A 26,641-nucleotide genomic window follows, 5' to 3' on the forward strand; every position below is an offset into this window, starting at 1 on the left:
CGCCGGCTCAGGGCTGGGCGGCCGGCAGGATGCGCTTCCAGCGCGCGTCGAGCTGCGCCTGGCCCGATCCGCTCCTGATCCGCGACACCATCGACAGGCCGCGCAGCGTCACGGTGTGCCCGCTCAGGAACTTGCCCGAGATCGTGTAACCGATGTCGTACAGCGCCACATCCTCATGCGGCTCGCCATTCACCAGGAAGCGCGTGGTGATGACGACCGGCAGCCGCTCGTCGCCGCGGCTGTCATCCGGCAGCTTTGCCGCATTGCGCGCCTTTTGCAGCGCGCCGTCGAACCACGACGCCTCGATGCGCGGCTCGCCGGTCGTCTCGGCCGGCGGCACCTCGAGCGCGGAGGGAAACAGGACCTTCTGGCTCTGGACCGACTGATCGTCGGAGGCCGGCTTCAGCTCCAGTGATCGTTTGCCGCTTTCGCCCGCCATCAGCACCAGAGTGGCCGCCTTGGCCGACGCCTGCTTCGCGTCCGCCTCCTTGACCGCCTTGCTTTCACCGCGCTCGGCCCAGTTATTGTACAGGGTCAAACCCGAGATGATCACCGCGACCACCGCCAGGATCTCGCCCAGCGTTATCCATCGCCGCCGGATGGCAGCCGATTCGGCGGCTTCCGCCTGGGCCTGGGCCTGATCATCGGGGTCGGGCGATCCTGCGCCACCGGGAGTCGAGGGGGGAGTGCTCACGCCTGCGGTTCCATCACCTGGGGCGATGGCCGTCAAGCGATAGCCGCGTCGGCCGCGAATATCCCCGTCTCGATCCCCCCGCCCGCGCTTGCGTAATTCACCGGACTAACCCGCTATCGTCATGCGCGATACCGTAAGGCCGGGCCTGTTTTCTCCCTTTACGGGTCCAGCGCGCGGACAGTGCGCACGCCGTTTCCCTTCGCCCGGGGACCGGCAGCAGGGGCAAGCCGGAGTCGCACTCGATCCCCGCGACTTCGGCTTGTACCCAACCCCAGTATAGGTTGTTGATTCGCCGCTACTTCCGGCTAGGCTCAGCGCGAATGTCGCCCCCTGCATCCCCTATTGAGCCATTGCCGGCGGGCGAGGACGAGTTTCGCCTGATCGCGGACAGCGCGCCGGTGGCCGTCTGGGTCACCCGGCTCAACCGCCAGCGCAGTTTCGTCAACCGCGCCTATGTCGAGTTTCTCGGCGTTCCCTATGAAGAGGCGCTTGCCTTCGACTGGCGCAACATCATCCATCCCGACGATGCCGCCCGGCTGCTGCAGGAGTCGATCGCCGGCGAGGCCAGCCTCGCACCCTTCTCGCTGATCGGCCGCTATCGCCGTGCCGACGGCAGCTGGCGCTGGCTCCACTCGACGTCCTCCCCGCGCTGGGATGCGGAGGGCCGCCATGTCGGCTTCATCGGCACCGCGCACGACGTGACCGAGGCAAAGGAAGCCGAACTCGCGCTGCGCGATCGCGAGGCGGAGCTTTCGGCCTATATCAGCCAGTCCACCGCCGGCTTCGCCCAGGTGGACCTCGACGGCCGCTTCACGCTGGTCAACGATCGCTTCTGCGAGATTGCGGGGTGGAGCCGCGAGGAACTGATGGGGCGGACGATGCTGTCGATCACCCATCCCGACGACGTGGCACGCAATACCGGCCTGTTCGAGCGCGCGGTGGCCGACGGCACGCCCTACACGCATGAAAAACGCTATATCCGCAAGGATGGCAGCCTGGTCTGGGTCAACAATACCGTCTCGGTAATCCGCCGTCCCGATGGCGAGCCGTTCGGAGTGCTGGCGGTCACGCTGGACGTTACCCGCCGCCGCGCCGACGAAGATGCGCTGCGCAAGGGTGAGGAGACGCTGCGCCTGGCGGTCGAAGGCGCCGGCATGGCGACCTGGGAAATCGATCTGGACACCATGCAGGGGCAATGGTCGGTCAACCGCTTCGACCTGCTCGGCCTGCCGCGCAATCGCGGACTCAGCGGCACCGTCGAGGACTGGATCGACCGGATCGTGGTCGAGGACCGCGCGCTCGCGCGCGACGCGCTCCAGCGCTGCATCGAGACGGGCGAGCGCTACACGATGGAGTATCGCATCCGCCGGGCGGACACCGGGGAGGAACGCTGGCTGCGCAGCCATGGCAGCCGCGTCGATTATGGCGACGACCGCGCCAGCCGTTTCGTCGGCATCTCGTTCGACGTGACCGAGCGCAAGCAGGCCGAGGAGGAGCTGCGCGAGAGCGAACAGCGTTTCCGCACGATCTTCGAGGAGGCGAACGACTTCCTCATCACCACCACGCTCGACAATCGCATCACCAGCGTGAATCCCGCAGTGCTGAGCGCGCTCGGCTATTCGCTCGACGAGGTGATCGGCCGGTCGATCGGCGATTTCATGACGCCCGACCAGTTCGAACTCAGCCTGGAGGCGTTCGATCGCAAGCTGCGCCAGGGCGGCTCGACGCGTCTGACGCTAAAGGTCCGCGCGAAGAATGGCGAGGAGCGGATCTGGGAGATCAACTCGCGCCTGACGATGGACGACCAGGGCCGCCCCGTCGCGCTGCACGCGATCGGCCGCGACATGACCGAGGCGAAGCGGGCCGAGGCGCATCAGCGGTTGCTGATCGACGAACTCAACCACCGGGTGAAGAACACCCTCGCCATCGTCCAGGGGATCGTCCAGCAGACGTTCAAGGCAGACGCCGATCCGCTGCTCGCGCGTGCCGCTTTCGAGGGCCGGCTCGCCGCCCTGTCCGAAGCGCACAATCTCCTGACCCGCGAGCATTGGGGTCCGGTGTCGATCGCCCGGATCATCCACGATGCCGCCGCGCCGCATGGCGGGGAAAGCGGCCGGTTCGAGCTCGAAGGCCCCGACCTCACGATCGCGCCCAAGACCGCGATCAGCCTGGCGCTCGCCATCCACGAACTGGCGACCAATGCGGTGAAGCATGGCGCTCTGTCGGTGCCGGAGGGTCGAATCGCCATCAGCTGGGCCGCCACCGACGGTCCGGATCCGCGCTTTCGCCTGACCTGGGCCGAACGCGACGGGCCGCGCGTGGCGGCACCCAAGGGGCGCGGTTTCGGAACGCGCATGATCGAGCGCGGCCTTGCCGCCGAACTGGGCGGCACGGTGACGATCGACTTCGCGCCGACCGGCCTGGTCTGCACCATCGATGCCCCCCTGCCCGGGCGCGAGCCATGACCGCGCTCGAAGGGCTGCGGATCCTGGTGGTCGAGGACGAGCCGATCGTCGCCATGTGCCTGGAGGATATCCTGGAGACACTGGGCTGCGTCACGATCGGCCCGGCCGCGCGCCTGGCCGAGGGGCTGGCGCTGGCCCAGGCGGGCGGCCTCGACGCCGCGATCCTCGACATCAACCTGGGCAGCGAGCGCAGCACCGCCATCGCCGCACTGCTGCGCGACCTCGCCGTCCCCTTCGCCTTTGCCAGCGGCTATGGCGCGGTTCCCGAAGGGTTCGAAAGCCAGGCGCTGATCGAGAAGCCCTATCGGAGCCACGATATCGAGGCGGCGCTCGCACAGCTGGTCGGCTGACGGTCGCGCCCGCGCGGTTCAGGCCGCGACCGCGCCCGCCACGTCATTGGCCCGCTGCATCGCTGCCGACACCGCTGCCGCGCGAGCATCCTCGCCCAGCGCCAGTCCTTCCGCGATGACGAACTCGGGATCGGTGATGCCGATAAAGGCGAGCACGCCGCGCAGATAGGTCTCGGCATGTTCCAGTGGCGCAGCCGGACTTCCGGGCGAATAGATGCCGCCGCGGGCAAGCGTCACGATCACCCGCTTGCCGCCTGCCAGTCCTTCGGGGCCCGCCTCGCCATAGAGAAAGGTGCGGCCGGGGATCAGGATGCGATCGACCCACGCTTTCAGCTGGGTCGGGATGGTGAAGTTATACAGGCCGGTGCCGATCACGACGATGTCCGCGTCCAGGAATTCACTGGCGATGCCGTCGGCCTCACCGCCGGCGAGATCGCCGGGCAGCAGATGGTCGATCGGATCGGCGACCAGGTCGCGACGCACGACGGCGAGATCCAGACGGTCCGATCGCAGGCGATCGACGACCGCCGCCGAAAGCGCGCGGCTCGCGGACCGCTCGCCCTGAATGCCGGAATCGATATGGAGAAGTTTCATGGTTCACCCGGTCTATATTGTTGACCAGGACCATCTATGAGACCACCTGGGGCACGCCAAGAACGCATATTTTCAGGACCAGGTCATATGGATGTGCCCAGCCACCCGATGACGGCACATGTCGACTGCCGCGGCGTCAGCGAGATCCTTGGCAGGATCGGCGACAAATGGACCGTGCTCGTCGTCATGTCGCTGAACGAACAGCCGCGCCGCTTCAACGACATCAAGCGCCGCGTCGGCGGCATCTCGCAACAGATGCTGACCCGCACGCTCAAGATGCTGGAACGTGACGGCATGGTCGCGCGCGACGTGCGCGACACCACCCCGCCCCAGGTCGAATATCGGCTGACCGAGCTCGGCCGCTCGCTCGCCGATCCGGTCAATCAGCTCGGCGCCTGGGCCAATGCGAACCTGGCGGCGATCAACGGCAACCGCACGCGATACGACATGCGCAACGCCGACGCTGGCTGAGCGCTTGGCCGCTATGGCTTGCCCGTCCGATGCGCTGCCGGATCATTGCCGGCCTCGACATAGCGGGTGTCGGTCGGCCCGTGGCCGGTGATGTAGACCGTCGCGCCTTCCGGCCCGGTCCAGGCGAAATGCGCCGCATCTGCCGGCTCGGTATAGAAGCTTCCCGCCGGCAGCGCGCGCGACGCCGCGGTCGAGGCGGTTGTGCCGTAGCCGAAATGCCAGACGCCCTGGACCACCACTGCGGTGCGGTCGTCGCGATGGGTATGCGCCGCGATCCGCGTATCGGGCGGCACCCGGATCGCGATCGTGTACAGGCCGCCCGCCGCCGGATCGCCCGACAACAGCCGGGTCTCGATCGCCCCCAGCCGGGACGTGCCGGGCCCCGCAGGCACGACGGGCAGCGCCATTGCCTCATCCGGGGTCAACCGGCGCTCGCCGTCCTGGACCGCTGCGGCACCCGGGCCGATGGCGACCAGCAGAAGCGCGACGGCACCGGCGCGCATGCCGCTCACTTGCCCGCGTCCAGAAAGTCGCGGACCAGCCTCACCGTTGCCGCCGGCTGCTCCTCCATCAGCCAGTGGCCCGAATCGGGCACCACCGCCTCGGTCACGTTGTTTGCCGCCGATCGCATAACGACGGCCATGGTCGGCCCGAAAGACTTCGCGCCGCCGACCGCCAGCACCGGCATGTCCAGCTTGCCCGCCGCCAGGGCCGCGCGATCGTCGATCACGTCCTGATCGAAGGCGGCAAACTGCGCAAAGCCGGCGTGCATCGCCCCCGGAAGCGCATAGAGCCGGGCATAATGGGCACGCGAGGCCTCGCTGAACCGGGCGGGCGTGGCGGAGAATTCGTTCCAGAACCGGTCGAGATAGATGCGCTCGCGGCCCGCAACCAGCCGCTCCATATCGGGACCGCCGAACCGGAAATGCCATAGCAGCGGGTTCTTCAGGATCTCGTCCCAGGCACCGACCCCGGGGATCGGCGCGTCCATCAGCACGAACCGCTTCACCCGGTCCCGATGGGCGGCGGCGAAGGCAAAGCCGACCATGTTGCCGATGTCGTGGGTGACCAGATCGACCTTGTCGACGCGCAGCGCGTCGAGCAGTCCGGCAATGTCCTGCCCCTGGGTCTTCTTGTCATAGCCGCCGGCCGGGCGGGCCGACAGGCCGAGCCCGCGCAGGTCTGGCACGATCACGGTATGATCGCGCATCAGGTCGATGGCCAGCGGCGCCCACATGTCCCCCGTCTCGCCATAGCCGTGCAGCAGCACGACCGCCGGCCCCTTGCCGCCCATCCGGACGTGCAGGGTGGTGCCGTTGGTCGGAACGTCACGGACGACGAAGCTGGACGGAAACGGCACGATCTGTGCCATTGCGGACGTCGCGATCGTCGTGGCGGGTGTTGCGATCAACAAGGCGAGGCTCAACAGAGCGGTTCTGCGCATGACGATTTCCCCTGTTGCGTGCCTGTCCCCGACACGCGACACCAACATGCCGCCGGGTGTGTTGCCGGACTAGCGGGCGCGTGCCGACATCAGTTTCCGGAAAGGCCGAACGACATGAAGTTGGAGGGCATCGCCGCATTCGTCGCCATCGCGGAAACCGGGTCGATCAGCGCCGCCTCGCGAAGGCTGGGCTTCGCCAAGTCCGTCGTCAGCGAGCGGCTGGCCGAACTCGAACGGGTTCTGGGTGGATGCCTGGTCCAGCGCACCACGCGCAAGCTGAGCCTGACCGAGGATGGCGACCGCTTCCTCCCGCGCGCGCGGCGCATCCTGCTCGAGGCGCGTGAGGCGGAAAGCGAGATCGCCGAGCGCAGCGGCACCCTCTCGGGCCCCCTGCGCATCTCGGCACCGGTCAGCTTCGGCTATCTCCATCTGGGGCCGGCACTCTATTCGTTTCTGGCCGAACATCCCCGCATCGAACTTACGCTCGATCTCGACGACCGGTTCATCGATGTCGCCGCCGACGGTTATGATGCGGTCATCCGGCACGGGCCGATCGCCGACGCGCGGCTGGTCGCGAAGCGCCTGGCGACGACCCGCCGGGTGCTGGTCGCCTCCCCAGCCTATCTCGATCGCCAACCCCGCCCCGTCTCGGTCGCCGACCTCGAGCAGCACCGGGCGATCCTCTACATCAACCGCGATGCCGACTGGCGCTTCGCCGCTGCGACAGGCTGGACGGTCGTTCGGCCCCGCGCCTGCCTGCGGGTCAATAACGGCCTGATCATGCGCGACGCGGCACTGGCCGGGCTGGGCATCACGCTGTTGCCGACCTTCTTCGTGCATGAACAGCTTGCCCAAGGGTCGCTGGTGCAGGTCGATGTGGGTGCCGAGGCCGAGGGCGCCGAACTGTTCGTCTGCTATCCCCTGGCCCGCAGCGCACCGGCAAAGGTCGCCGCCTTGGTGGCGTGGTTACGGACTGCTTTTGGTGACCCGCCCTACTGGGATCGCATCACCTCGGCGGCTGAATAGCTTGTGGTCCGATAAATACGCTCTTGCGGGTAGCGGACCGATCTATAGGGTCGCCCGGAAATCAAATTCCGGGGAGTGGACGATGGCGATGCGTGTGGCGTGGCGGCGGGCGGCGTGGGTTGCGGGACTTGCGGGCTCGCTGATCGCGACCTCCGTCGCCTCCGCCCAGGACGCGATCCCCGCGCCGGATCCCAATACGATCCGCCCGTCGCAGGACCCCGGCCGGACCGCCAACGGGCTGGCCAAAACGCCGCCAATGGGATGGAACAGCTGGAACAAGTTCGGCTGCAACATCAACGAGAAGATCGTCCGCGACGTGGCCGACGCGATGGTCCGGTCGGGCATGCGCGATGCCGGCTATCGCTATGTCGTGATCGACGATTGCTGGCACGGCGTGCGCGATGCCGACGGCTTCATCACCGCCGACCCCGTCAAGTTTCCGTCGGGCATCAAGGCGCTGGCCGACTATGTCCATTCGCGCGGGCTGAAGTTCGGCATCTATTCGGACGCGGGGCGAAAGACCTGCGGCGGGCGTCCGGGCAGCCAGGGTCATGAGTTTCAGGATGCGCTCACTTATGCGCGCTGGGGCGTCGACTATCTCAAATATGACTGGTGCAACACCGGCACCCGCAATGCCGAGGAAGCCTATGCGCTGATGTCCGACGCGCTGCGCTCGACCGGCCGCGACATCGTCTTCTCGCTGTGCGAATGGGGCAACAACCAGCCCTGGCTGTGGGGTGCGAAGATCGGCAATCTCTGGCGCATCTCGGGAGACATCACCGACAAGTGGGAAGGCAAATACGGCCATAGCTGGGGGATGCTCAACATCCTCGACATGGCCGAGCCGCTCTGGCCCTATGCCGGCCCCGGCCATTGGAACGACCCCGACATGCTCGAGGTCGGCAATGGCGGGATGACCGATGCGCAATATCGTTCGCACTTCTCGCTCTGGGCGCTGATGGCCGCCCCGCTGATCGCGGGCAACGACATCGCCAACATGGACGAGGCAACGCGCGCGATCCTGCTCAACCGCGAGGTGATCGCGATCAATCAGGACCTGCTCGGCATCCAGGGGCGCCGCGTCTGGCGGGATGGCAATCGCGAGGTCTGGGTCAAGCCGCTTAGCGGCGGGGGCCGCGCCGTCATCCTGTTCAACCGGGGCGACGCGCCGGAAACGATCGCGGTCGACTGGGACGCGCTCGGCTATCCCCCAGGCCTCAAGGCCCGCATCCGCGACCTGTGGCAGCACCGCGACCTGAAGCCGGTGGCGGGGCGGTTCTCGGCGACGGTGCCGGCGCACGGGGTGGTGATGGTGAAAGTGCAGCCGTAAGCTAGGCTCGTAAAAGGGGGCCCTCCCCGCGCGCTACATCTATGCTAGCGTTCAAGAGCCACAAACGGGAGCATACTGCAAAAGGTCGAAATTCCGACTTAGCTTCGCGAACGGACATTGCACACTTAGCATATTGCGCATTACCTGGCGGTATGAATTGGCCCCAGATCGCTCCCGACTTCGAATATGACGGCTCTTGGCGGGATATCTGTATTCTCGATGCCTCCCGTCGTGAGTGGGCGTTAGTATGGCAAGTTCTTTCAGCTGATCCGGACAGACTGTCGATCAGCTACAATGGAGAAGCCACGACGCCACCCGCCGACATCAAGGCGGTTTTTCGCCGCCGCCAGGCCTGTGGCGCGTACGCGCTATACCGCATCGGAAAGATCCGACTGAATTGTCATTTCCTCAGTGAAGAGGAAGTGGAGTTCGACTTTGATCCGCGTGATATTGACGGCCCTGCCGAAGCGGCTCGATTGGAGCACTTCCTAGCCATGTTGGGACGGGCAACATCGAGAGAGGTTCGCCTGACAGCTGAAAACCTCCCGGATGCCATAATAGCGCGCTATGATCCGGCACTAGAGCGTGTCTTGTGGTGCGCAGACGCTTAGACGAAGGTTCACGAGGCGAAATCTGTTCGATAGAGCAAGGTGAGGCATCGTGCGCCTCTGCCTGAAGCGCGACGCGCGCCGGCCGCCGGGTCAGGAAACAAGGTCGGCCGCCACGGTCCATTCGCCGAACGGGACGAACCCGCACGACCGGGCCAATGCGACCGATGCGTGATTGTCGAGCTGGCATCGATATTGCGGCTCATGGCCGCGCTGCCTCGACACGGCATTGATCGACTGGACGACGGCGCGGGCAAATCCCCGGCCGCGCGCGGCGGGAAGCGTCAGCACGCCAAGGTCCGCGACCGGGCTGTCCGCCCACAGGCACATGCTGGCGGCGCTGACCAGCCGGCCCTTCTCGAAGACGCCGACCACCGCCCAGTGATCCAGTTCGACAAAGGCGTCCTCCCGATCCTGTTCGGACGCCGCCTGATGGAATTGATCGAATTCGGCACGGTCGGCCTCGGTCAGCAGGCGCGGTGACGTCTCGAAATCGGGCACCTGTCGCACGGTGTCGGGAAGATAGAACAGATAGTCCGGATCGTGCAGCGCGACGCCCGCAAGATCCAGGCGCACCCTAAGATCGTGGGCCGACAGCCGGTCTGGCCCCTGGGCCGCAATCCGCTCCGCCACGTCGGGGCTCACCGCCGCACGCACCGACCCATCCTCCTGTTCCAGCATCATCGCCGGGCGCTTGGGATTCAGCGTCTCGCTGACCGTGAGGACCAACCTGTCGTGATCGCCGAGCGGGCGACCGGCAAAGGCCTTGCACCAATAATCGAGGACGGATGCCGGAACGCGGGTCATGCCGCGCCTTAGCATCCGGTGCCACGGCTGTGGACATCCCCCCTTCGATTTATCCGCAGGAACCGGTCGACGCCGTCGCACTCTGCCCAATCGCGCGTCTCGACGCGACGATGCACGGCGTCTGACCCTGACCTCCCCGACCTTCAGGACGCTCGGACGCGGCTGGCCATCCAGGAGGGAACGCCCATCATCCCTTCAGCAACACCGTCGCGCAGCTATAATAGATGCCGTTGGTCGCGTGGCTGGTATCCCATATGGCGGTGTAGCCTTCGTTCACCCCGCCATAATAGCTTCGGGTAATCGTGAGGTCGTCCAGCGTCTGGTCGCCGACGTGCAGGCGCAGCGTGAAGGACGAATCGAACTTGATGATCAGCCCGACACTCCAGTTCGAGAGATCGCTGTTCCGATCCGCCTCGCACATCTGATAGCTGTCCCAGGCCGGAAAACGATAGACGGTGCTGTCGCTGTCGGCGAGAAACTCGATATAGATCTCGTCATAATCGTTCTTCGAGTTGGTACAGACCATCCCCTGAAGCTGGACCAGGCAGTTCGACTCCCCGGGCTGGTAGATCGGCGCCTGGCCGGTATCGAACTCGAAGAAATAAAAGTCGGTATTCTCCATCCCGTCGTCGATGCCCAGGTCGACCCCGGCGAAGACGAGCCCGATTTCGTCGTCATTCTCGAATGCCGCCACCACGATGCCGGTGAGGTCGTCGATATCGACTTCCGCGCCGACATAGGTGCCGCCCAGGTCGGCGACGGATTCGCGCCAGAACCCCAGGCAGATATCGCCCTCGATCCCCGCGTCGATGCCTGCATCGACCGCGCCGCCGACATAGATCCCCGTGTCGGGATTGGTGAGGCTGACGTCCACGGCGTAGCCGACGCTGCCACTCACCCCGAGCAGCAGCACAGCCTGGCCCATCAGGCCGAGCGACACCGCCTTGGGAATGAAATCGAGCAGCGGATCCTCATCGGCATCGCGCGTCGCGGTCTGGCGAAGGGTCGCCATCACGGGCTCGAAATACGGCCCCTCCAGCGCTGTGCGCAATCGCGACTGGAGTTGAAGGAGGCTCATGCCCTCCAGGTCCGCCATCAGAGCGGCGTGTTCCGGAGAGGCGCGGAAGGCGAGAAGCGCCTCGTCGGCCGCCTTGCGGATCGCGGGATGCAGCCGCTGCTTCGACTTTTCCGCAGTCGCGGCGCGACTGGCGGCGCCGGGCAGTGCCAGGCTTGCCCGCGCAGCCATGGCGGCGAGATCCCGCTGGATCGGAAAAGCGCTCATGACGAGATCGTCCTGTCATAGCAATATTCTGCGCCGTTGTTATTGTAGAGCGTCTGCGAATAATAACCGGGCGATGTCGTGCAGCCATCGAAGTTGAACAGGAAGTCGGGAGAGTCCAATCCCTTCAGGAATACGGAGTCCGCGTCCCAGGCAGTAACGACGAACCCATAGTCGAAATCGAAGCTATACCCGCCTTCGGGTAGCGTCATATATTCTTGCGCCTTCATGTTTATCCAACCAACAGCCGGATAGTGAATAGGTGGTCCGCCATCCGCCTGGATGATCAGGAACACATTGTCCGGCTGAGTCGCTGAACAGGTCTTCTTGCAATAAATACTGTTGATCGTGAGCTTCATGCAATTTTCCGGATGCGAGACTACCAACGCTTCGATTTCCGTGAAACCTACGCGAACCCTTTCAGATTGAAACGAGTATCGCAGCGAGATTGGTGGTATTCGGGGACACTCGACCCGACCGATCCGGCAGCCCTCCCTGTGGAGCGGTCCGCATCGTAACGCTTGATCGATCGGACCCGGGCGCTTCCCACGGCGCCGCTGCGCTGCCATCCCTGCTGCCATGACCGGTTATCTCACCGCGTGGCGCACGCTTCCGCCCCTGCAGCTCGCCATGCTCATCGTCCTGGCGCTGGCCGTCGCGCTCGCGAACGTGAACCAGCCTTATCCGCAGATCGCGCCGCTTCAGCATATCCCGACCGCGCTGCTGATCCTCGCCGCGCCGCCGCTGCTGGCGCGCTGGCCCCTGTCGAACGCCGCGGTCGGCGGGTTGCTGGCCTTCTGGCTGCTGCATACGCTCGGCGGCCGCTACACCTATTCGAACGTCCCCTATGACAGCTGGGCGCACGCGCTCACCGGCCACACGATCAGCGACGCCCTGGGCATGTCGCGCAACGGCTATGACCGGCTGGTCCATTTCGCCTTCGGCCTGTGCTGGGTGCCGCCCTATGCCGAGGCGATGCAGCGGCACGCGGGCATGGGCCGGCGCAACAGCGCCTGGACCGCGATCCTGTTCGTCGGTGCCGCGAGCGCCTTTTACGAAGTGTTCGAATGGCTGCTGACATTGCTCGTCGCGCCCGAGATGGCGGACGATTATAACGGCCAGCAGGGCGACGTCTGGGATGCGCAGAAGGACATGGCGATCGCCATGGCCGGCGCGGTGATCGCGGCGCTATGGCCCAGGCGGCCCCCGATCAGATCGGCAGCTCGCTCGTCGACTTGATCTCGGACAGCGCCACCGTCGAGTTGATTTCCTGCACCCCCGGCAACCGGCTCAGCTGGTCGAAGAAGAAGCGCTCATAAGCCTCGATATCCTTGGCGACGATGCGAAGCATGAAATCCATCGACCCCATCAGCACATAGGCGTCGAGCACTTCGGGAAAGCCGCGGATCGCCTCGCTGAACTCGTCGAGGTTCGCGCGGCCATGCGCGTTCAGCTTCACCTGCGCGAAGATCTGGGCGTTCAGCCCTACCTTCCGCCGATCGACCAGCGCGACGCGGCGGCGGATGATGCCCTCCCGCTCCAGTCGGTCGATGCGGCGCCAGCACGGCGAGGCGGACAGGCCCACCCGCTCCGCAAGCTGGGCGGTCGTCAGGCTGGCATCCGCCTGAAGTTCGCGGAGGATCTTTCGCTCATAGGGATCGAGATCGGTCATAATCACCCAACTCTAACCATATTCAGGTCAATGTCACCCAATACAGCGAAACCGCTCCAACCTTAGGTCAGACTTTCTCGCCCGCTTCGATCAGATTGCCGCCCATCAAGGAGACGTCTGATGGTCGATGCGCGATTTGCAATGCCGGTGGAGCAACTGGTTCAACTGGAGGACCGTGAGTCCGGCCTGTCCGGCGTCATCGCGATCCACTCGACCGCGCTCGGGCCGGCGGCCGGGGGCTGCCGCTTCTGGCGCTATCCCGATGCCGATGCGGTCGCAGCCGATGCGGTGCGGCTGGCCGAGGGGATGAGCTACAAGAATGCGATGGCCGGGCTGCCGTTCGGCGGCGGCAAGGCGGTGCTTCGCCTGCCCGAGGGGCCGTTCGATCGCGACGCACTGTTCCGCGCCTTCGGTCGTGCGGTGCGTGCGCTCGAGGGCCGCTACGTCACTGCAGAGGATGTCGGCACCCGAGTCCGCGATATGGAGGTGATCGCCGACGAGACGCGCCATGTCGCGGGGCGCACCGCCCGGCCTGGGCTGGCGGGCGGCGATCCTTCGCCCTGGACCGCGCTGGGCGTGTTCGAGGCGATGGCGGTCGCCGCACGGCGCAGCCTAGGCGCGGACCTGTCCGAACTCACCGTCGCGGTACAGGGCACCGGCAATGTCGGCGGAATCCTGTGCCGGATGCTGGCCGATGCCGGCGCGCGGCTGGTGCTGGCCGATGTCGATCCGGAACGGCGCGAGCGGCTGGCGGCAATCCACGGCGCGCGGGTGGTCGACGTGGCCGAGATCGCGACGGCCGAGGCCGAAATCTTCGCGCCTTGCGCGCTGGGCGGCGCGCTGGATGCTGCGACGGTCGCGGCGATGCCGGCGAAGCTGGTCTGCGGCGCGGCGAACAACCAGCTGGCGACGCCCGATGTGGCGGCGCTGCTCGTCGATCGCGGCATCACCTATGTGCCCGATTACGTCGCCAATGCCGGCGGCATCATCAACGTCTCGGCCGAATATCTCGGCGAGAGCTCGCTCGATGTCGAGGCGCGCGTCATGGCGATCGGCCCGCGCGTCGCGACGATCCTGGACCAAGCCGACCGCGAGGGCGTCTCCCCCGCGCTGGTCGCCGACCGCATGGCACGCGAGATCATTGCATCGGCCAAGAGGCTGGCGGCCTAGATGACCGCCACCCTCCACATCCGCGCGGCAGCCGATCCCCAGACGCTGCCGCGCGTGATCGGCCTGTTCTCGCAACGCTGGATGGTGCCCAGCGACGTCGTCGTCCGGCGAAACGGTGACCTGCTCGACATCGCCTGCGCGGTGCCCGACCTGACCGGCGACGCGCTGGAAATCGTCGCGGCGAAGCTACGCGAGTTCGTGCTGGTGCACGAGGTGACGCTGGTGCCGGAAATGACGCGCCGGCTCGTCGTAGAGGCGGCCTGAGTGAGGCATGCCCTCCAACCACTCACTACGCCACCTTTGATACGGTGCCGAGGTTCATGCCGCGTTCACCTATGGCTCAAGCCATTGTGTGGGCTAGACTGACTCGGCACTCACGACGAAATGGGGTTGGCTCAACCGGCGCATTTCGACGGCGGTCAGAGCTAGCTTGTCTTCTTTTCCGCGAAATATTTCAGGATGAACCTGGCAAAATCGGCAGTGAAAATCCCGATAAATATTCCGAATGTCGCTGACAGGCCGGAGTCACGCAGCGGGTCAGCCAAGAATACCAAAAATGCGATTGCCAACCCGGCCGCCATGGAAATGATCGTTCGCATCCGCCTTCCGCCCGCCACATGTGCGCCAAACCCTATCCTTCTCTGTGAATCCGGTCGAGCGCCTTTGCAGCAACCCGGTGATCACTCCACCGTGACGGACTTCGCCAGGTTGCGCGGCTGGTCGACGTCGGTGCCCTTGGCGACCGCCACATGATAGGCCAGCAGCTGGACCGGCACCGCGTAGACGAGCGGCGCGATCAGCGGGTGGACCTTGGGCATGGTGATCGTGGCGATGCAGCCCTCGCCCGCCGCCTGGACGCCGTCATAGTCGCTGATCAGCACGACCTTGCCGCCACGCGCCTGGACTTCCTGCATGTTCGACACGGTCTTCTCGAACAACGGGCCCGACGGCGCGATCACGATCACCGGCACCGCATCGTCGATCAGCGCGATCGGGCCGTGCTTCATCTCGCCGGCGGCATAGCCCTCGGCATGGATGTAGCTGATTTCCTTCAGCTTCAGCGCGCCTTCCAGCGCCAGCGGATAATCGGTACCGCGGCCGAGGTACAGCACGTCGCGCGCCGCCGCGATCGTGCCCGCCATCGCCTGGATCGACTCGTCATAGGCAAGCGCGGCGTTCAGCGCCGCGGGCGCCTCGGCCAGGTGCTTGACGATCGCCTTCTCCTCGGCGGGGCTAAGCTTGCCCTTGGCGCGCGCCAGGTTGGCAGCCAGCGCGGCGAGCACCGCCAGCTGGCAGGTGAACGCCTTAGTCGAGGCGACGCCGATCTCCGGCCCGGCATGCGTCGGCAGCAGCAGGTCGGCCTCGCGTGCCATCGAACTGGTCGGCACGTTGACCACCGCGGCGATGGTCTGCCCCTCGGCGCGGGCGTGGCGCAGCGCGGCGAGCGTGTCGGCGGTCTCGCCCGACTGGCTGATGACGATCATCAGCCCGCCTTCCTCCATCACCGGCGCGCGATATCGGAACTCCGACGCGACATCGAGGTCGACCGCGACGCGGGCGAACTGCTCGAACCAGTATTTGGCGACCATGCCGGCATAGAAGCTGGTACCGCACGCGACGATCGTCACCCGCTTGATCCCCGCCAGGTCGAATTCGGGAATCGGCAGCGTGACGCGGTCTTCCATCCGCTGGAGATAGGCGCGAAGCGTCTGGGCGACGACGATCGGCTGCTCGTAGATCTCCTTGAGCATATAGTGGCGATGATTGCCCTTGGACGTCAGCTCGCCGGTCACGCCGGAGATGGTGACGGGACGTTCGACGGGGTTGTTGTCCTTGTCGAAGATCTCCGCGCCCCCGCGGGTGATGACGACCCAGTCGCCCTCCTCGAGATAGGCGATGCGCTGGGTCAGCGGGGCCAGCGCCAGCGCGTCCGATCCCAGATAGGTCTCGCCGTCGCCATAGCCCACCACTAGCGGCGAGCCGAGGCGCGCGCCGACCAGCAGGTCGGGATGCTGGCGGAACAGGATCGCCAGCGCGAACGCGCCGTGTAGCCGCGGCAGCACCTCGCGCACCGCGTCGGCGGGGGCCATGCCGGCCTCAACCTTCTCGCTGACCAGATGCGCGACGACCTCGGTATCGGTCTCGCTCTCGAACACGCGGCCGCGCGCGATCAGTTCGTCGCGCAGCGCCTTGAAATTCTCGATGATGCCGTTGTGGACCAGCGCGAGTTCGCCGGTGGCATGCGGATGGGCGTTGTTGGTCGTCGGTCCGCCATGCGTCGCCCAGCGGGTATGGGCGATGCCGGTGGTGCCGGGCAGCGGGTTCGCGGCCAGTTCCTTGCCGAGATTGACCAGCTTGCCCGATGCGCGGCGACGCTCGATCCGGCCGTCATGGTCGGTGGCGATGCCGGCCGAATCATAGCCGCGATATTCGAGCCGCTTCAGCCCGTCATACAGCCGCTCCGCAACGTCTTCCCTGCCGACGATTCCGACGATTCCGCACATGGTCTTCTGCCTTCCGCCCTCCGAAGCGGAGGGGTGATGATTGCCTGTCCCCTCCGCGATCGGAGACGACCCGTTACTTGGCGGCCTTCTGCTCCGCCTTCTTCGCCGCGCGCAGTTCGCGGAATTTCCGCGCCCAGCCGGGCTTCACCTCCTGCGCCGCGCGGGTGATGCCCAGCGCGTTGTTCTCGATGTCGCGCGTCACCACCGACCCGGCGGCGACGATCGCGCCGTCGCCGATCGTGACCGGCGCAACGAGCGCGCTGTTGCTTCCTACAAAGGCGCCGTTGCCGATTGCTGTCCGCGACTTGAAGAAACCGTCATAATTGCAGGTGATGGTGCCCGCGCCGATGTTCGCGCCCGCTCCGACGGTCGCGTCGCCCAGATAGGTCAGGTGGTTGGCCTTGGCACCGGGGCCCATCACGGTGTTCTTGGTCTCGACGAAATTGCCGATCTTCGCGCCCTGTTCCAGCCGGGTGCCGGGGCGCAGCCGGGCATAGGGGCCGATCTGTGCGCCGGAGAGGATCTCGGCGCCCTCGATATGACTGAAGGCGTGGATCGTCACCCGATCTGCGACACGAACCCCCGGTCCGAAGATAACGTGCGGCTCGATCAGCACGTCGCGGCCGACCTGGGTGTCATGGGCGAACCACACCGTCTCGGGCGCGATCAGCGTGGCGCCGTCGGCCATGGCGCGCTCGCGCCGTGCGCGCTGCCACACCAGTTCGGCGCCGGCCAGTTCGGCGCGGCTGTTGACGCCCATGACCTCGGCCTCGCTCGCCTCGATCACCACCGGACGCTCGCCGTCCTGGATGGTCAGCATGACGATGTCGGGAAGATAATATTCGCCCGCCGCATTGTCGTTGCCCACCCGCTCCAGCAGCGGCCACAGATCGGCGGTGCGGACGGCCATGACGCCCGAGTTGCACAGGCGCTCGGCGCGCTGGCGCTCGTTCGCGTCCTTGTATTCGACCATCGCGAGGATGCGGCCATCGCCCTCGGCCATGATCCGGCCATAGGCGCCCGGATTCTCGGGGCGGAAGCCCAGCACCGCGACCCGGGGATGGTCCTTCGCCTGCAGGCGCTCGACCAGCCGGATGACCGTGCCGGTGCCCAGGAACGGCACGTCGCCGAAGCAGATCACCGCGATCCCGTCGAACCCCTCCAGCGCAGCCCTGGCCTGCAGCGTGGCGTGGGCGGTACCGAGCTGGTCGTCCTGCACCGCGATCCGCGCGCCCAGCGGCACCACGGCCGCCTCGACCTGCTCGCGCAGGCTGCCGACCACGACCACCCGCTCGGTCACGCCGGCGGCGTCGAGGCTGTCGATGAGGTGCAGCAGCATGGGCCGCCCGGCGATCGGGTGGAGCACCTTGTGCAGGTCGGATTTCATCCGCGTGCCCTTGCCGGCAGCCAGGATGATCGCGGCGATCGGTGCAGTCATGAACACTCCTATCGGGATGCCCCTGCCACGAAGCAGTTGCCATTTCCATAGGGCGGCGGCAGGCCCGGCGGGTCATGGCAAATTTCCCCTTCGACATCGTCGGATTCGATCTGGACGGCACCCTGCTGGATACCGGCGCGGACCTGGCCGCGGCGACCAACCATGCGCTGGCACTGGCGGGGCGGCCGCTGCTGGCGCCGGAGGCGGTGAAGGCGATGATCGGGCGCGGGGCGAAGGCGATGCTGGAGCAGGGACTGGAGGCGTCGGGCGGGTTCGACCAGGCGGTGATGGAGCGGGTCTATCCCGAGCTGCTGGCCTATTACGAAGCCAATATCGCGGTGGGCACGGTGCCGTTTCCGGAGATGATCGAGGCGCTCGACACGCTGGCGGGGCGCGGCGTCCAGCTGGCGGTGGTGACCAACAAGTTCGAGCGGCTGGCGGTCAAGCTGCTTGATATCATGGGACTTTCCAGCCGGTTCGCGGCAATCATCGGCGGCGATACGATGGGCCGGGGCAACGCCAAGCCGTCGGCGCTGCCGATCCGGGAAATGATCCGCCGCTGCGGCGGCGGGCGGGCGGCGTTCGTCGGCGATTCGATCTATGACATGCTGGCGGCGAAGAATGCCGGCATTCCAGGCATCGCGGTCAGTTTCGGGTTCCTGATGCAGCCGGTCGAGGCGCTTCAGGCGGACGCGGTGATCGATCGATTCGGCGAGCTCGAAACGGTGCTCGAGGCGGTCGGATCGCGACACGGCGCGTAGGAAGCTTCCTACGCCAAGATATATCGCAGGCAAACCCGTCCGAAATGGCGGGAGCCGGCCAGGACGGTGCATTGGCAATCGTCAAGCGCAGCCGGCCGCGCTAAGGGCGGAAACCGATGCGCTCTCCTTCCGCTCTTCGCACGGCAATGGCCCTGATCGTCGCCGGCCTCGCCGCACTGGCGAGCTTCGTGCTGAACCATGACGCGCAGTCGGCGCTGCTGATGCTGGTGTGCGGCGTGGCGGCGGTGCTGATCGCCAGCGGGCAGAGCGAACCGCACGTCATCGCCGCGCAGCCGGCCGCGCCCGAGAGCCGCGAGCCGCCGCTGGCCGAGGCGATGGAGGGAATCGCCGAACCGGTGCTGGTCGTCGCCGCGAACCGCGTCCTGTCCGCCAACCATGCCGCCCGCGCGCTGCTGGGCCAGCATATCCTGGGCGAGGACATCCGCCTGGCGATCCGCCACCCCGCCGCGGCCGAGCGGCTGCTGAACCCGGCACAGGCGATGCCGGGCGCGCCGATCCACCTGGTCGGGCTCGGCACGCGCGAGCAGCGCTGGGAAATGCGGGTCCACGACCTGGGCACAAGGCGGATCGTCCACCTGATCGACCGGACCGGCAGCTATACCGCCGAACGGATGCGCGTCGACTTCGTCGCCAATGCCAGCCACGAGCTGCGCACCCCCCTCGCCTCGCTGCTCGGCTATATCGAGACGCTGCAGGACGAGGCGGGCGAGGACCCGGCGATCCGCGGCCGGTTCCTCAAGATCATGAACGACGAGGCGCGGCGGATGCAGCGCCTGATCGAGGACCTGATCTCGCTGTCGCGGATCGAGGCGGACAAATATCGCAAGCCCGAACAGACGGTCGACCTGAACACGCTGGTCGAGGAAGTCCGGCTGGAGCTGATCGGCGGCGGACGCCCCCGCGCGGCCGACCTGGAGTTCGACCTGAGCGCAGTGCCCCCGGTGCTGGGCGACCGGGTCCAGCTGTCGCAGCTGCTTCACAACATCATCGGCAATGCGATGAAATATGGCCGGGATGCCACCCCGGTCCGCTTCCAGCTGGCGCAGCGCGATGACGGGATGGTCCAGCTGAGCGTCGCCGACGAGGGCGAAGGCATTCCGCCCGAACATATCCCGAGGCTGACCGAGCGCTTCTACCGCGTCGATTCCGGACGCAGCCGGGCGATGGGCGGCACCGGGCTGGGGCTGGCGATCGTCAAGCATGTCGTCGAGCGGCATCGCGGGCGGCTGGATATCGCGAGCATCGTCGGCAAGGGAACGACGGTCACGATCCTGCTGCCCGGGCTGACCGGAGCGCAGCCCCCGGAAGCCGTGTCATAAAGGCGTAACCGTACTGCAAGAAAGGCGGACGCGAACGGGGCCGATTCTCACCCACCTGCCCCGGGGAGACCTCTCATTCTTCGCAGGATGACGCTTCTGGCGGTTGCCGCGCTTGCCCTTCAGGGTTGCGACAGCACCTCCGCGCGCGAGATCCGCGTGGTGGGATCGTCGACCGTATTCCCGTTCACGACCGCGGTGGCGGAAGCATTCGTCAACCAGGACAGCAGCCGCAAGCCGCCGGTGGTCGAATCGATCGGCACCGGCGCGGGGATGAAGCGCTTCTGCGACGGCGCCGGCTGGGAATATCCCGACGTGGTCAACGCATCGCGCCGGATGAAGAAATCCGAGTTCGAGCTGTGCGCGAAGAACGGCGTGGGCGACGTGCTGGAGGTCCAGATCGGCGTCGACGGCGTCGCGCTGGCCGAGGCGAACAACGGCCCCAAGCTGCAATTGTCGAAGCGCGACGTCTATCTCGCGCTGGCGGCGGCGCCGAACGGCCAGCCCAATCGCACGCGCTTCTGGCGCGACGTGAACCCGGCCCTGCCCGCCATCCCGATCCAGGTGATGGGCCCGCCCTCGACCAGCGGCACGCGCGACGCACTGGTCGAGCTGATCATGGAGCCGGGCTGTATCGAGGCGCAGCCCCGGGCCAAGGCGCTGAAGGCCGCCAAGGACACGGCGCCCTACGACAAATTGTGCAAGCGGATCCGCGACGACGGCGCCTATATCGACAAGGGCGAGAACGACAATCTGATCGTCCAGGGGCTGGCTCAGAATCCCAATGCGGTCGGCGTGTTCGGATATTCCTATCTGGAAGAGAATATCGAGCGGCTGCACGGCGTGCCGATCGAGGGCGTCTCCCCCAGCTACGAGACGATCGCCGGCGGCCAGTATCCCGGCGCGCGGCCGCTCTACATCTATGTGAAGAAGCGGCACCTGCGCGCGGTCCCCGGACTGGCCGATTTCGTCCGCCTGTATTCGTCGATGTGGAATCCCGGCGGCAAGCTGGTGCGGCGCGGGCTGATCGCCGCGCCCGAGGCGACGCGCGCCCGGTCGCTCCAGATCATCGCACAGGGCACCGCCCTGACCGCCGACGGCCTGCATTGAGGCGATCGAGATGAGCGCATTCGCCCTGATCCTCCTGATCGCCGGCCTGGGCCTGATCGCCTGGCTGACCGCGCGCGCCCGCGCGGGACGGTTCGACCGGGGCGGCATGAAGCGGCTCCACTCGCTGCCCGGCCAGCATGGCTGGTATGTCGCGATGTGGACGGTGCTGCCCGCCTTGCTGTTCATCACCGTGTGGAGTTCGGTCAGCCCCGGACTGGTCAAGCAGGCGGTGCTGCAGGATCCGGCGGCGGCGCAGCTGCCGCAGTTCGATTTCGAGCGCGACGCGCTGCTGTCCGAGGCACGCCGCGTCGCCGAGCATCCCGAGAGCAAGGCGTTCGATCCGGTCGCGCAGCAGCTTGCCCCCGCGATGCGCGCGGCGCGCAGCCGCTATGCCTGGATGGGGTCGCTGGCGGCGATCCTGCTGGCCTTTGCCGGCGGCGCCTATGCCTTCACCCGCATCCGCCCCGATTTCCGCGCGCGGTCCCGGGTCGAGCGGATCGTGATGATCCTGTTGCTGGTCGCGTCGCTGATCGCGATCCTGACGACATTGGGCATCTTCCTGTCGCTGTTGTGGGAATCGCTGATCTTCTTCCAGAAGGTCCCGCCCTGGGAATTCCTGTTCGGCACCCACTGGAGCCCGCAGGTCATCGACGCCAACGATCCCGGCGCGTCGCTGGGCGCGGTGCCGCTGTTCTGGGGCACCTTCTTCATCGGCGCGGTGATCGCGATGATCGTCGCGATCCCGTTCGGGCTGATGAGCGCGATCTACCTGACGCAATATGCCGCGCCGCGCGTGCGCCGCTGGATGAAGCCGATCCTGGAGATCCTCGCAGGCGTGCCGACGGTGGTCTATGGCTATTTCGCCGCGCTGACCGTGGCGCCGGCGGTGCGCGACCTGGCGGTGATGCTGGGCATGCCGTTCGCGTCGGCGGAAAGCGCGCTGGCCGCGGGCCTGGTGATGGGCGTGATGATCATCCCGTTCGTGTCGTCGATGGCCGACGATTCGATCGCGGCGGTGCCCAGTTCGATGCGCGACGGCAGCCTGGCGATGGGCGCGACCACCAGCGAGACGATCACCCGCGTGCTGATCCCCGCCGCGCTGCCCGGCGTCGTCGCCGGCGTGCTGCTAGCCGTCAGCCGCGCGATCGGCGAGACGATGATCGTGGTGATGGCCGCCAGCGGCGCCGCCAACATCACGCTGAACCCGTTCGAGAGCGCGACGACCGTCACCAAGCAGATCGTCGACCTGCTGACCGGCGAGTCCGAGTTCGACAGCCCCAAGACGCTGGCCGCCTTCGCGCTGGGCCTGACGCTGTTCGTCATCACCCTGTTGCTCAACATCGTCGCGCTGCGCGTCGTGAAGAAGTACCGCGAAGCCTATGAATAGCGCGCTCGATCCGACCCCGACGGACTGGAACAGCGAAGCGATGCGCCGGCGCATCCGCAGGCGGTACGGGCGCGAGCGGCGGTTCAAGGCGATGGGCCTCGCCGCGGTGGTGCTGTCGGCCGCGTTCCTCGCCTTCCTGCTGGTCACGATGGCCGCCAATGGCGCGCGCGGCTTCTGGCGCAGCGAAGTGCCGGTGACGATGGACTTCGCCGCGCTGGCGCTGCCGGTCGACCGCGCGCAGCTGCGCACGCCGGGCGCCGACCTCGCGCTGTCGGGCGCCGAGCTGGAGAATGCCGTATCGGGCGCGGCGTCGAGCCAATATGGCGGCGACGCGCCGATCTCGGACAGTGCGTGGCTGAAGGTGCGCGAGGCGATCAAGGCAGATCCCGACCTGCTGGGCCGCAAGCAGGTCTTCTGGCTGCCCGCGTCGCCGAAGATCGAGATGGGGCTGCGCGGCGAAGGCAATGCGGCGGACAATGCCGCGGCCGAGCGGCTGAAGTCGGCCGACCGGGTCCGCACCAGCTTCAATTCGGACTTCCTGACCAGCAGCAACTCGATCGATCCGACCGCGGTCGGCATCTGGGGCGCGCTGAAGGGATCGCTGCTGACGATGCTCGTCACCTTCCTGATCGCCTTCCCGGTCGGCGTGCTGTCGGCGATCTATCTTGAGGAATATGCGCCGCGGAACCGCTGGACCGACCTGATCGAGGTGTCGATCAACAACCTGGCGGCGGTGCCCTCGATCATCTTCGGCCTGCTGGGGCTGGCGGTGTTCCTAGGCAGCTGGAACCTGTTCGGCCACCAGTTCGGCCCGTTACTGCCGCGATCGGCGGCGCTGGTCGGCGGGCTGACGCTGGCGCTGATGATCATGCCGGTCATCGTCATTGCCAGCCGCAACGCGATCAAGGCGGTGCCGCCGTCGATCCGCGATGCGGCGCTGGGCATCGGCGCCAGCCGGGTGCAGGTGGTGTTCCACCATGTCCTGCCACTCGCGATGCCGGGCATCCTGACGGGCACGATCATCGGCATGGCGCGCGCACTGGGCGAGACCGCGCCGCTGCTGCTGATCGGCATGCGCGCGTTCATCGTCCAGCCGCCGAACGGCCTGACCGATCCCGCAACGGTGCTGCCGGTGCAGATCTTCCTGTGGTCCGACGAGGTCAGCCGCGCGTTCGTCGAGAAGACCAGCGCCGCGATCATCGTGCTGCTGGTGTTCCTGCTCGCCATGAACGGCATCGCCATCTATCTTCGCAACAAGTTCGAGACCCGCTGGTGATGACCGATACGGCCGATACCCCCTTCGCGAAGCCGGCGCCCGTCGCCGGGCCCAAGATGTCGGCGCACGGCGTCAACGTCTTCTATGGCAGCAACCAGGCGATCCGCGACGTGTCGATCGACATCGACATGGACAAGGTGACCGCGTTCATCGGCCCGTCGGGCTGCGGCAAGTCGACCTTCCTGCGCACGCTGAACCGGATGAACGACACCGTCGCCTCGGCCCGGGTCGAGGGCGATATCCGGCTGGACGGCGAGGACATCTATTCCCCCGCGATGGACGTGGTCCAGCTGCGCGCGCGGGTGGGCATGGTGTTCCAGAAGCCCAACCCCTTCCCCAAGTCGATCTACGAGAATGTCGCCTATGGCCCGCGGATCCACGGGCTGGCCGGATCGAAGGCCGAGATGGACGTCATCGTCGAGCGGTCGCTGAAGCGCGCCGGCCTGTGGGACGAGGTCAAGGACCGGCTGAGCGACAGCGGCACCGCGCTGTCGGGCGGGCAGCAGCAGCGGCTGTGCATCGCCCGGGCGATCGCGGTCGATCCGGAAGTGATCCTGATGGACGAGCCCTGTTCGGCACTCGACCCGATCGCCACCGCCAAGATCGAGGAGCTGATCCACGAGTTCCGCGGCAAATATGCGATCGTGATCGTCACCCACAACATGCAGCAGGCGGCACGGGTGTCGCAGCGCACGGCCTTCTTCCATCTGGGCCAGCTGGTCGAATATGGCGTCACCGACGACATCTTCACCGCGCCGAAGATGGATCGGACCAAGGACTATATCACCGGAAGGTACGGCTAATGGCGAGCGGCCCCGAGCATACCGTCAAGGCGTTCGACCAGGACATCGGCCAGATCCGCGCGCTGATCTCGCAGATGGGCGGCCTGGCCGAGCAGGCGATCACCGAGGCGATGATCGCGCTCCAGCGCGGCGACCTGGCGCTGGCGCGACAGGTGCGCGAGCGCGACAAGCAGATCGACGCGATCGAGGCCGAGGTCGAGAAGCTGGCGGTGCGGGTGATCGCGCTGCGCGCGCCGATGGCCGACGACCTGCGCGACGTGGTGGCGGCGCTGAAGATCGGCGGCGTGGTCGAGCGGATCGGCGATTATGCCAAGAACATCGCCAAGCGCGTGCCGATGATCCATGCCGAGGGCGAGGAACGGATCGAGGCGATCTCGATCCTGCCGTCGATGGCGCAGATCGCCAGCGACATGGTGCATGACGTGCTCGACGCCTTTTCCGCGCGCGACGCGGCGATGGCCGAGCAGGTGTGCGCCCGCGACACCGCGCTCGACGATTTCTACGACTCGATCTTCCGCACGCTGGTGACGTTCATGGTCGAGAATCCGCGCACGATCAGCCAGGTCGCGCACCTGCTGTTCGTCGCCAAGAATATCGAACGCATCGGCGACCATGCGACCAACGTCGCGGAGATGGTCTATTTCGCTGCGACCGGAAGCTACCTCGCCGACCGCGAGGCCGGCGAACCCGGCGTCAACTGAGAGGTCGAAAACATCATGGCACGTGCACGGATGCTGCTGGTCGAGGACGACGCCGCGCTGGCCGAGCTCGTCACCTTCCACTTCAAGCGGGAGGACTTCGACGTGAAGCACACCCCCGATGGCGAGGAAGCGCTGTTGCTGGCGAAGGAAGCGACGCCGGACATCGTCCTGCTCGACTGGATGGTCGAGGGCATTTCGGGGATCGAGGTGTGCCGCCGCCTGCGCCGCATGCCCGAGACCGCGAACGTGCCGATCATCATGCTGACCGCGCGCGGCGAAGAGGAGGACCGGGTCCGCGGGCTGGAGACCGGCGCCGACGACTATGTCACCAAGCCCTTCTCCCCGCGCGAGCTGGTCGCGCGCGTCGGCGCGGTGCTGCGCCGCGTGCGCCCGGCCCTGGCCGGCGAGGCGCTGATCTATGCCGATATCGAGATGGACACGGTCGGCCACAAGGTCCGCCGCGGCGGAGAGGTCGTGCCGCTGGGCCCGACCGAGTTCCGCCTGCTGAAGCATTTCCTCGAGCATCCCGGCTGGGTCTTCTCGCGCGAGCGGCTGCTCGACGCGGTGTGGGGCCATGACAGCGATATCGAGAGCCGCACCGTCGACGTCCATATCCGCCGCCTGCGCAAGGCGATCAACCTGGGCGACAAGCCGGACATCATCCGCACGGTGCGCTCCGCGGGGTACGCGCTGGACGCGGGGAATTGAGGGGCGGCTGAGGGTAGTTCGAGGGGCAGCGAATGGGTGAGGCAGGATCTCTCGAATATCTTCGGATGCGCTGGCCAGACTCGATCGTTCCCGAGCGTGATCCGGAATGGCTTCTCTACGAGATCAGCCGCGACCAGGATGCCGTGCTGAGATCCGTCGAGCACTACGCAGAGGGCCGGATCACGCGGAACAGCATCGAGCCGCTTGCAGCCATCCCACTCGTGTTTAACCATTCTCCGGAGCAGACATATTCGAGGATGACCGATGCGAGCATATTGGAACGACGGTGGCCGCGGAGTGACGTCGGACAAGGCAAAGGAAGTTAGTCTCCAGGAAGCTCGCTTGATATGGTCCGACGAGGCCGGCGGCATGCAGGGAAATTTTTTCGGGCTGATCGATGATCAAGAAAGGACGGTCCAATTTTACTTTGATGCCGGCATCCCAGATGATGTCGAGGATGCAAGGCACCTGCGGATTGTCTTTATGGACTTTCCGTATCCAGAACAGCGAGGCTCTTACGGCCGACTAATAACTATCGGTGAGGTCGAGGGAATGATCCTAACGGCGTTTTCCGTTGGTTTAGATCACCGAAATTTTGGCGAGCTATCGTTCTACGCTTGGTAGCGCCGTTCCGCGGTCCTCAGACCACGCTTACGGATCACGCGGAACAGCATCGAGATCGAACAACGCCATGGGGACGACTGTC

The 26,641-nt window shown here is 66.4% G+C and carries 29 protein-coding genes; 18 read left to right on the forward strand and 11 right to left on the reverse strand.

The genetic code is table 11. The features are described 5' to 3' along the window. Positions 1–7 precede the first annotated feature (7 nt). On the reverse strand, positions 8–694 hold the full coding sequence (locus TPR58_RS10725; RefSeq protein WP_346246646.1) for a hypothetical protein: 687 nt from the start codon (positions 692–694) through the stop codon (positions 8–10). Positions 695–1,044: 350 nt separating this feature from the next. On the opposite strand from TPR58_RS10725, the gene TPR58_RS10730 reads away from it, so the two are divergent. Further along, positions 1,045–3,159 (forward strand): PAS domain-containing sensor histidine kinase, encoded by a 2,115-nt coding sequence (locus TPR58_RS10730; RefSeq protein WP_346246647.1) that lies wholly within the window; start codon positions 1,045–1,047, stop codon positions 3,157–3,159. Continuing rightward, positions 3,156–3,509 carry a response regulator gene (locus TPR58_RS10735; protein WP_346246648.1) on the forward strand — a complete coding sequence of 118 codons (354 nt, stop codon included), beginning with the start codon at positions 3,156–3,158 and terminating at the stop codon, positions 3,507–3,509. Before TPR58_RS10730 ends, TPR58_RS10735 begins: the two co-directional genes overlap by 4 nt. 18 nt (positions 3,510–3,527) lie before the next feature. On the opposite strand, the gene TPR58_RS10740 is transcribed toward TPR58_RS10735, so the two are convergent. Continuing rightward, positions 3,528–4,103 (reverse strand): FMN-dependent NADH-azoreductase, encoded by a 576-nt coding sequence (locus tag TPR58_RS10740; protein ID WP_346246649.1) that lies wholly within the window; start codon positions 4,101–4,103, stop codon positions 3,528–3,530. 87 nt (positions 4,104–4,190) lie between these two features. Here TPR58_RS10740 and TPR58_RS10745 point away from each other — a divergent pair, with 87 nt between their 5' ends. After that, positions 4,191–4,574: a winged helix-turn-helix transcriptional regulator gene (locus TPR58_RS10745; RefSeq protein ID WP_346246650.1), complete on the forward strand. Its 384-nt coding sequence runs from the start codon at positions 4,191–4,193 to the stop codon at positions 4,572–4,574. 11 nt (positions 4,575–4,585) lie between these two features. Here the strand turns inward: TPR58_RS10745 and TPR58_RS10750 are convergent, their stop codons facing one another. Together TPR58_RS10750 and TPR58_RS10755 are read right to left on the reverse strand one after the other, a co-directional pair. Then, on the reverse strand, positions 4,586–5,077 hold the full coding sequence (locus tag TPR58_RS10750; RefSeq protein ID WP_346246692.1) for a cupin domain-containing protein: 492 nt from the start codon (positions 5,075–5,077) through the stop codon (positions 4,586–4,588). A gap of 5 nt (positions 5,078–5,082) precedes the next feature. Then, a complete protein-coding gene (locus TPR58_RS10755) occupies positions 5,083–6,018 on the reverse strand; it encodes an alpha/beta fold hydrolase (RefSeq protein WP_346246651.1) in 936 nt (311 codons plus the stop codon). Between the two features lie 114 nt (positions 6,019–6,132). Here TPR58_RS10755 and TPR58_RS10760 point away from each other — a divergent pair, with 114 nt between their 5' ends. The 3 genes from TPR58_RS10760 (at position 6,133) to TPR58_RS10770 (ending at position 8,985) form a co-directional block, all read left to right on the forward strand. After that, positions 6,133–7,044, forward strand: a complete 912-nt coding sequence (locus tag TPR58_RS10760; RefSeq protein ID WP_346246652.1) for a LysR family transcriptional regulator — start codon at positions 6,133–6,135, stop codon at positions 7,042–7,044. 82 nt (positions 7,045–7,126) lie between these two features. Continuing rightward, a complete protein-coding gene (locus tag TPR58_RS10765; protein ID WP_346246653.1) occupies positions 7,127–8,374 on the forward strand; it encodes a glycoside hydrolase family 27 protein in 1,248 nt (415 codons plus the stop codon). 152 nt (positions 8,375–8,526) lie between these two features. Further along, positions 8,527–8,985, forward strand: coding sequence for a hypothetical protein (locus tag TPR58_RS10770; RefSeq protein ID WP_346246654.1), 459 nt, complete (start codon positions 8,527–8,529; stop codon positions 8,983–8,985). A gap of 90 nt (positions 8,986–9,075) precedes the next feature. Here TPR58_RS10770 and TPR58_RS10775 read toward each other — a convergent pair whose 3' ends face one another. From TPR58_RS10775 to TPR58_RS10785, 3 genes are all read right to left on the reverse strand, one after another. Further along, the gene (locus TPR58_RS10775) at positions 9,076–9,789 is read right to left on the reverse strand and encodes a GNAT family N-acetyltransferase (RefSeq protein WP_346246655.1); all 714 of its coding nucleotides are present in this window, start codon (positions 9,787–9,789) and stop codon (positions 9,076–9,078) included. A 187-nt stretch (positions 9,790–9,976) separates the two neighbouring features. Beyond that, on the reverse strand, positions 9,977–11,071 hold the full coding sequence (locus TPR58_RS10780) for a hypothetical protein (RefSeq protein WP_346246656.1): 1,095 nt from the start codon (positions 11,069–11,071) through the stop codon (positions 9,977–9,979). Continuing rightward, positions 11,068–11,427: a hypothetical protein gene (locus TPR58_RS10785; protein ID WP_346246657.1), complete on the reverse strand. Its 360-nt coding sequence runs from the start codon at positions 11,425–11,427 to the stop codon at positions 11,068–11,070. The genes TPR58_RS10780 and TPR58_RS10785 overlap by 4 nt, the downstream gene beginning before the upstream one ends. 220 nt (positions 11,428–11,647) lie before the next feature. Between TPR58_RS10785 and TPR58_RS10790 the strand changes: the two genes are divergently transcribed. Next, entirely contained in the window at positions 11,648–12,307 is a 660-nt protein-coding gene (locus TPR58_RS10790) for a DUF2238 domain-containing protein (protein ID WP_346246658.1), read from the forward strand. On the opposite strand, the gene TPR58_RS10795 is transcribed toward TPR58_RS10790, so the two are convergent. Then, positions 12,279–12,740: an Lrp/AsnC family transcriptional regulator gene (locus tag TPR58_RS10795; RefSeq protein WP_346246659.1), complete on the reverse strand. Its 462-nt coding sequence runs from the start codon at positions 12,738–12,740 to the stop codon at positions 12,279–12,281. The two genes, TPR58_RS10790 and TPR58_RS10795, sit on opposite strands and share 29 nt — an antisense overlap. A 120-nt stretch (positions 12,741–12,860) precedes the next feature. On the opposite strand from TPR58_RS10795, the gene TPR58_RS10800 reads away from it, so the two are divergent. Together TPR58_RS10800 and TPR58_RS10805 are read left to right on the forward strand one after the other, a co-directional pair. Next, the gene (locus tag TPR58_RS10800; protein WP_346246660.1) at positions 12,861–13,910 is read left to right on the forward strand and encodes a Glu/Leu/Phe/Val family dehydrogenase; all 1,050 of its coding nucleotides are present in this window, start codon (positions 12,861–12,863) and stop codon (positions 13,908–13,910) included. Further along, entirely contained in the window at positions 13,911–14,174 is a 264-nt protein-coding gene (locus TPR58_RS10805; protein WP_346246661.1) for a hypothetical protein, read from the forward strand. A gap of 161 nt (positions 14,175–14,335) precedes the next feature. On the opposite strand, the gene TPR58_RS10810 is transcribed toward TPR58_RS10805, so the two are convergent. The 3 genes from TPR58_RS10810 to glmU form a co-directional block, all read right to left on the reverse strand. Beyond that, complete coding sequence (locus TPR58_RS10810; RefSeq protein ID WP_346246662.1) at positions 14,336–14,509, reverse strand: hypothetical protein; 174 nt, start codon at positions 14,507–14,509, stop codon at positions 14,336–14,338. 81 nt (positions 14,510–14,590) lie between these two features. After that, positions 14,591–16,414, reverse strand: coding sequence for a glutamine--fructose-6-phosphate transaminase (isomerizing) (gene glmS, locus TPR58_RS10815; protein ID WP_346246664.1), 1,824 nt, complete (start codon positions 16,412–16,414; stop codon positions 14,591–14,593). A 73-nt stretch (positions 16,415–16,487) separates the two neighbouring features. Then, positions 16,488–17,852, reverse strand: a complete 1,365-nt coding sequence (glmU, locus tag TPR58_RS10820) for a bifunctional UDP-N-acetylglucosamine diphosphorylase/glucosamine-1-phosphate N-acetyltransferase GlmU (protein WP_346246665.1) — start codon at positions 17,850–17,852, stop codon at positions 16,488–16,490. Positions 17,853–17,926: 74 nt separating this feature from the next. Here glmU and TPR58_RS10825 point away from each other — a divergent pair, with 74 nt between their 5' ends. The 9 genes from TPR58_RS10825 (at position 17,927) to TPR58_RS10865 (ending at position 26,559) form a co-directional block, all read left to right on the forward strand. Then, entirely contained in the window at positions 17,927–18,613 is a 687-nt protein-coding gene (locus TPR58_RS10825) for an HAD-IA family hydrolase (protein WP_346246667.1), read from the forward strand. A 146-nt stretch (positions 18,614–18,759) separates the two neighbouring features. Then, on the forward strand, positions 18,760–19,953 hold the full coding sequence (locus TPR58_RS10830; RefSeq protein WP_428835708.1) for an ATP-binding protein: 1,194 nt from the start codon (positions 18,760–18,762) through the stop codon (positions 19,951–19,953). Positions 19,954–20,040: 87 nt separating this feature from the next. After that, the gene (locus TPR58_RS10835) at positions 20,041–21,060 is read left to right on the forward strand and encodes a substrate-binding domain-containing protein (RefSeq protein ID WP_346246669.1); all 1,020 of its coding nucleotides are present in this window, start codon (positions 20,041–20,043) and stop codon (positions 21,058–21,060) included. Between the two features lie 10 nt (positions 21,061–21,070). Then, a complete protein-coding gene (pstC, locus tag TPR58_RS10840; RefSeq protein WP_346246670.1) occupies positions 21,071–22,447 on the forward strand; it encodes a phosphate ABC transporter permease subunit PstC in 1,377 nt (458 codons plus the stop codon). Beyond that, positions 22,440–23,723, forward strand: a complete 1,284-nt coding sequence (pstA, locus tag TPR58_RS10845; RefSeq protein WP_346246671.1) for a phosphate ABC transporter permease PstA — start codon at positions 22,440–22,442, stop codon at positions 23,721–23,723. The genes pstC and pstA overlap by 8 nt, the downstream gene beginning before the upstream one ends. Next, the gene (gene pstB, locus TPR58_RS10850) at positions 23,723–24,526 is read left to right on the forward strand and encodes a phosphate ABC transporter ATP-binding protein PstB (RefSeq protein WP_346246693.1); all 804 of its coding nucleotides are present in this window, start codon (positions 23,723–23,725) and stop codon (positions 24,524–24,526) included. Before pstA ends, pstB begins: the two co-directional genes overlap by 1 nt. After that, positions 24,526–25,227: a phosphate signaling complex protein PhoU gene (gene phoU, locus TPR58_RS10855; RefSeq protein WP_346246672.1), complete on the forward strand. Its 702-nt coding sequence runs from the start codon at positions 24,526–24,528 to the stop codon at positions 25,225–25,227. Before pstB ends, phoU begins: the two co-directional genes overlap by 1 nt. 15 nt (positions 25,228–25,242) lie before the next feature. Continuing rightward, the gene (gene phoB / locus TPR58_RS10860) at positions 25,243–25,935 is read left to right on the forward strand and encodes a phosphate regulon transcriptional regulator PhoB (protein WP_110153751.1); all 693 of its coding nucleotides are present in this window, start codon (positions 25,243–25,245) and stop codon (positions 25,933–25,935) included. A gap of 264 nt (positions 25,936–26,199) precedes the next feature. Continuing rightward, a complete protein-coding gene (locus TPR58_RS10865; protein ID WP_346246674.1) occupies positions 26,200–26,559 on the forward strand; it encodes a hypothetical protein in 360 nt (119 codons plus the stop codon). The last annotated feature ends 82 nt before the right edge of the window (positions 26,560–26,641 follow it).

Source organism: Sphingomonas rustica (assembly GCF_039652585.1).
Taxonomy (GTDB): Bacteria; Pseudomonadota; Alphaproteobacteria; order Sphingomonadales; family Sphingomonadaceae; genus Sphingomonas; species Sphingomonas rustica.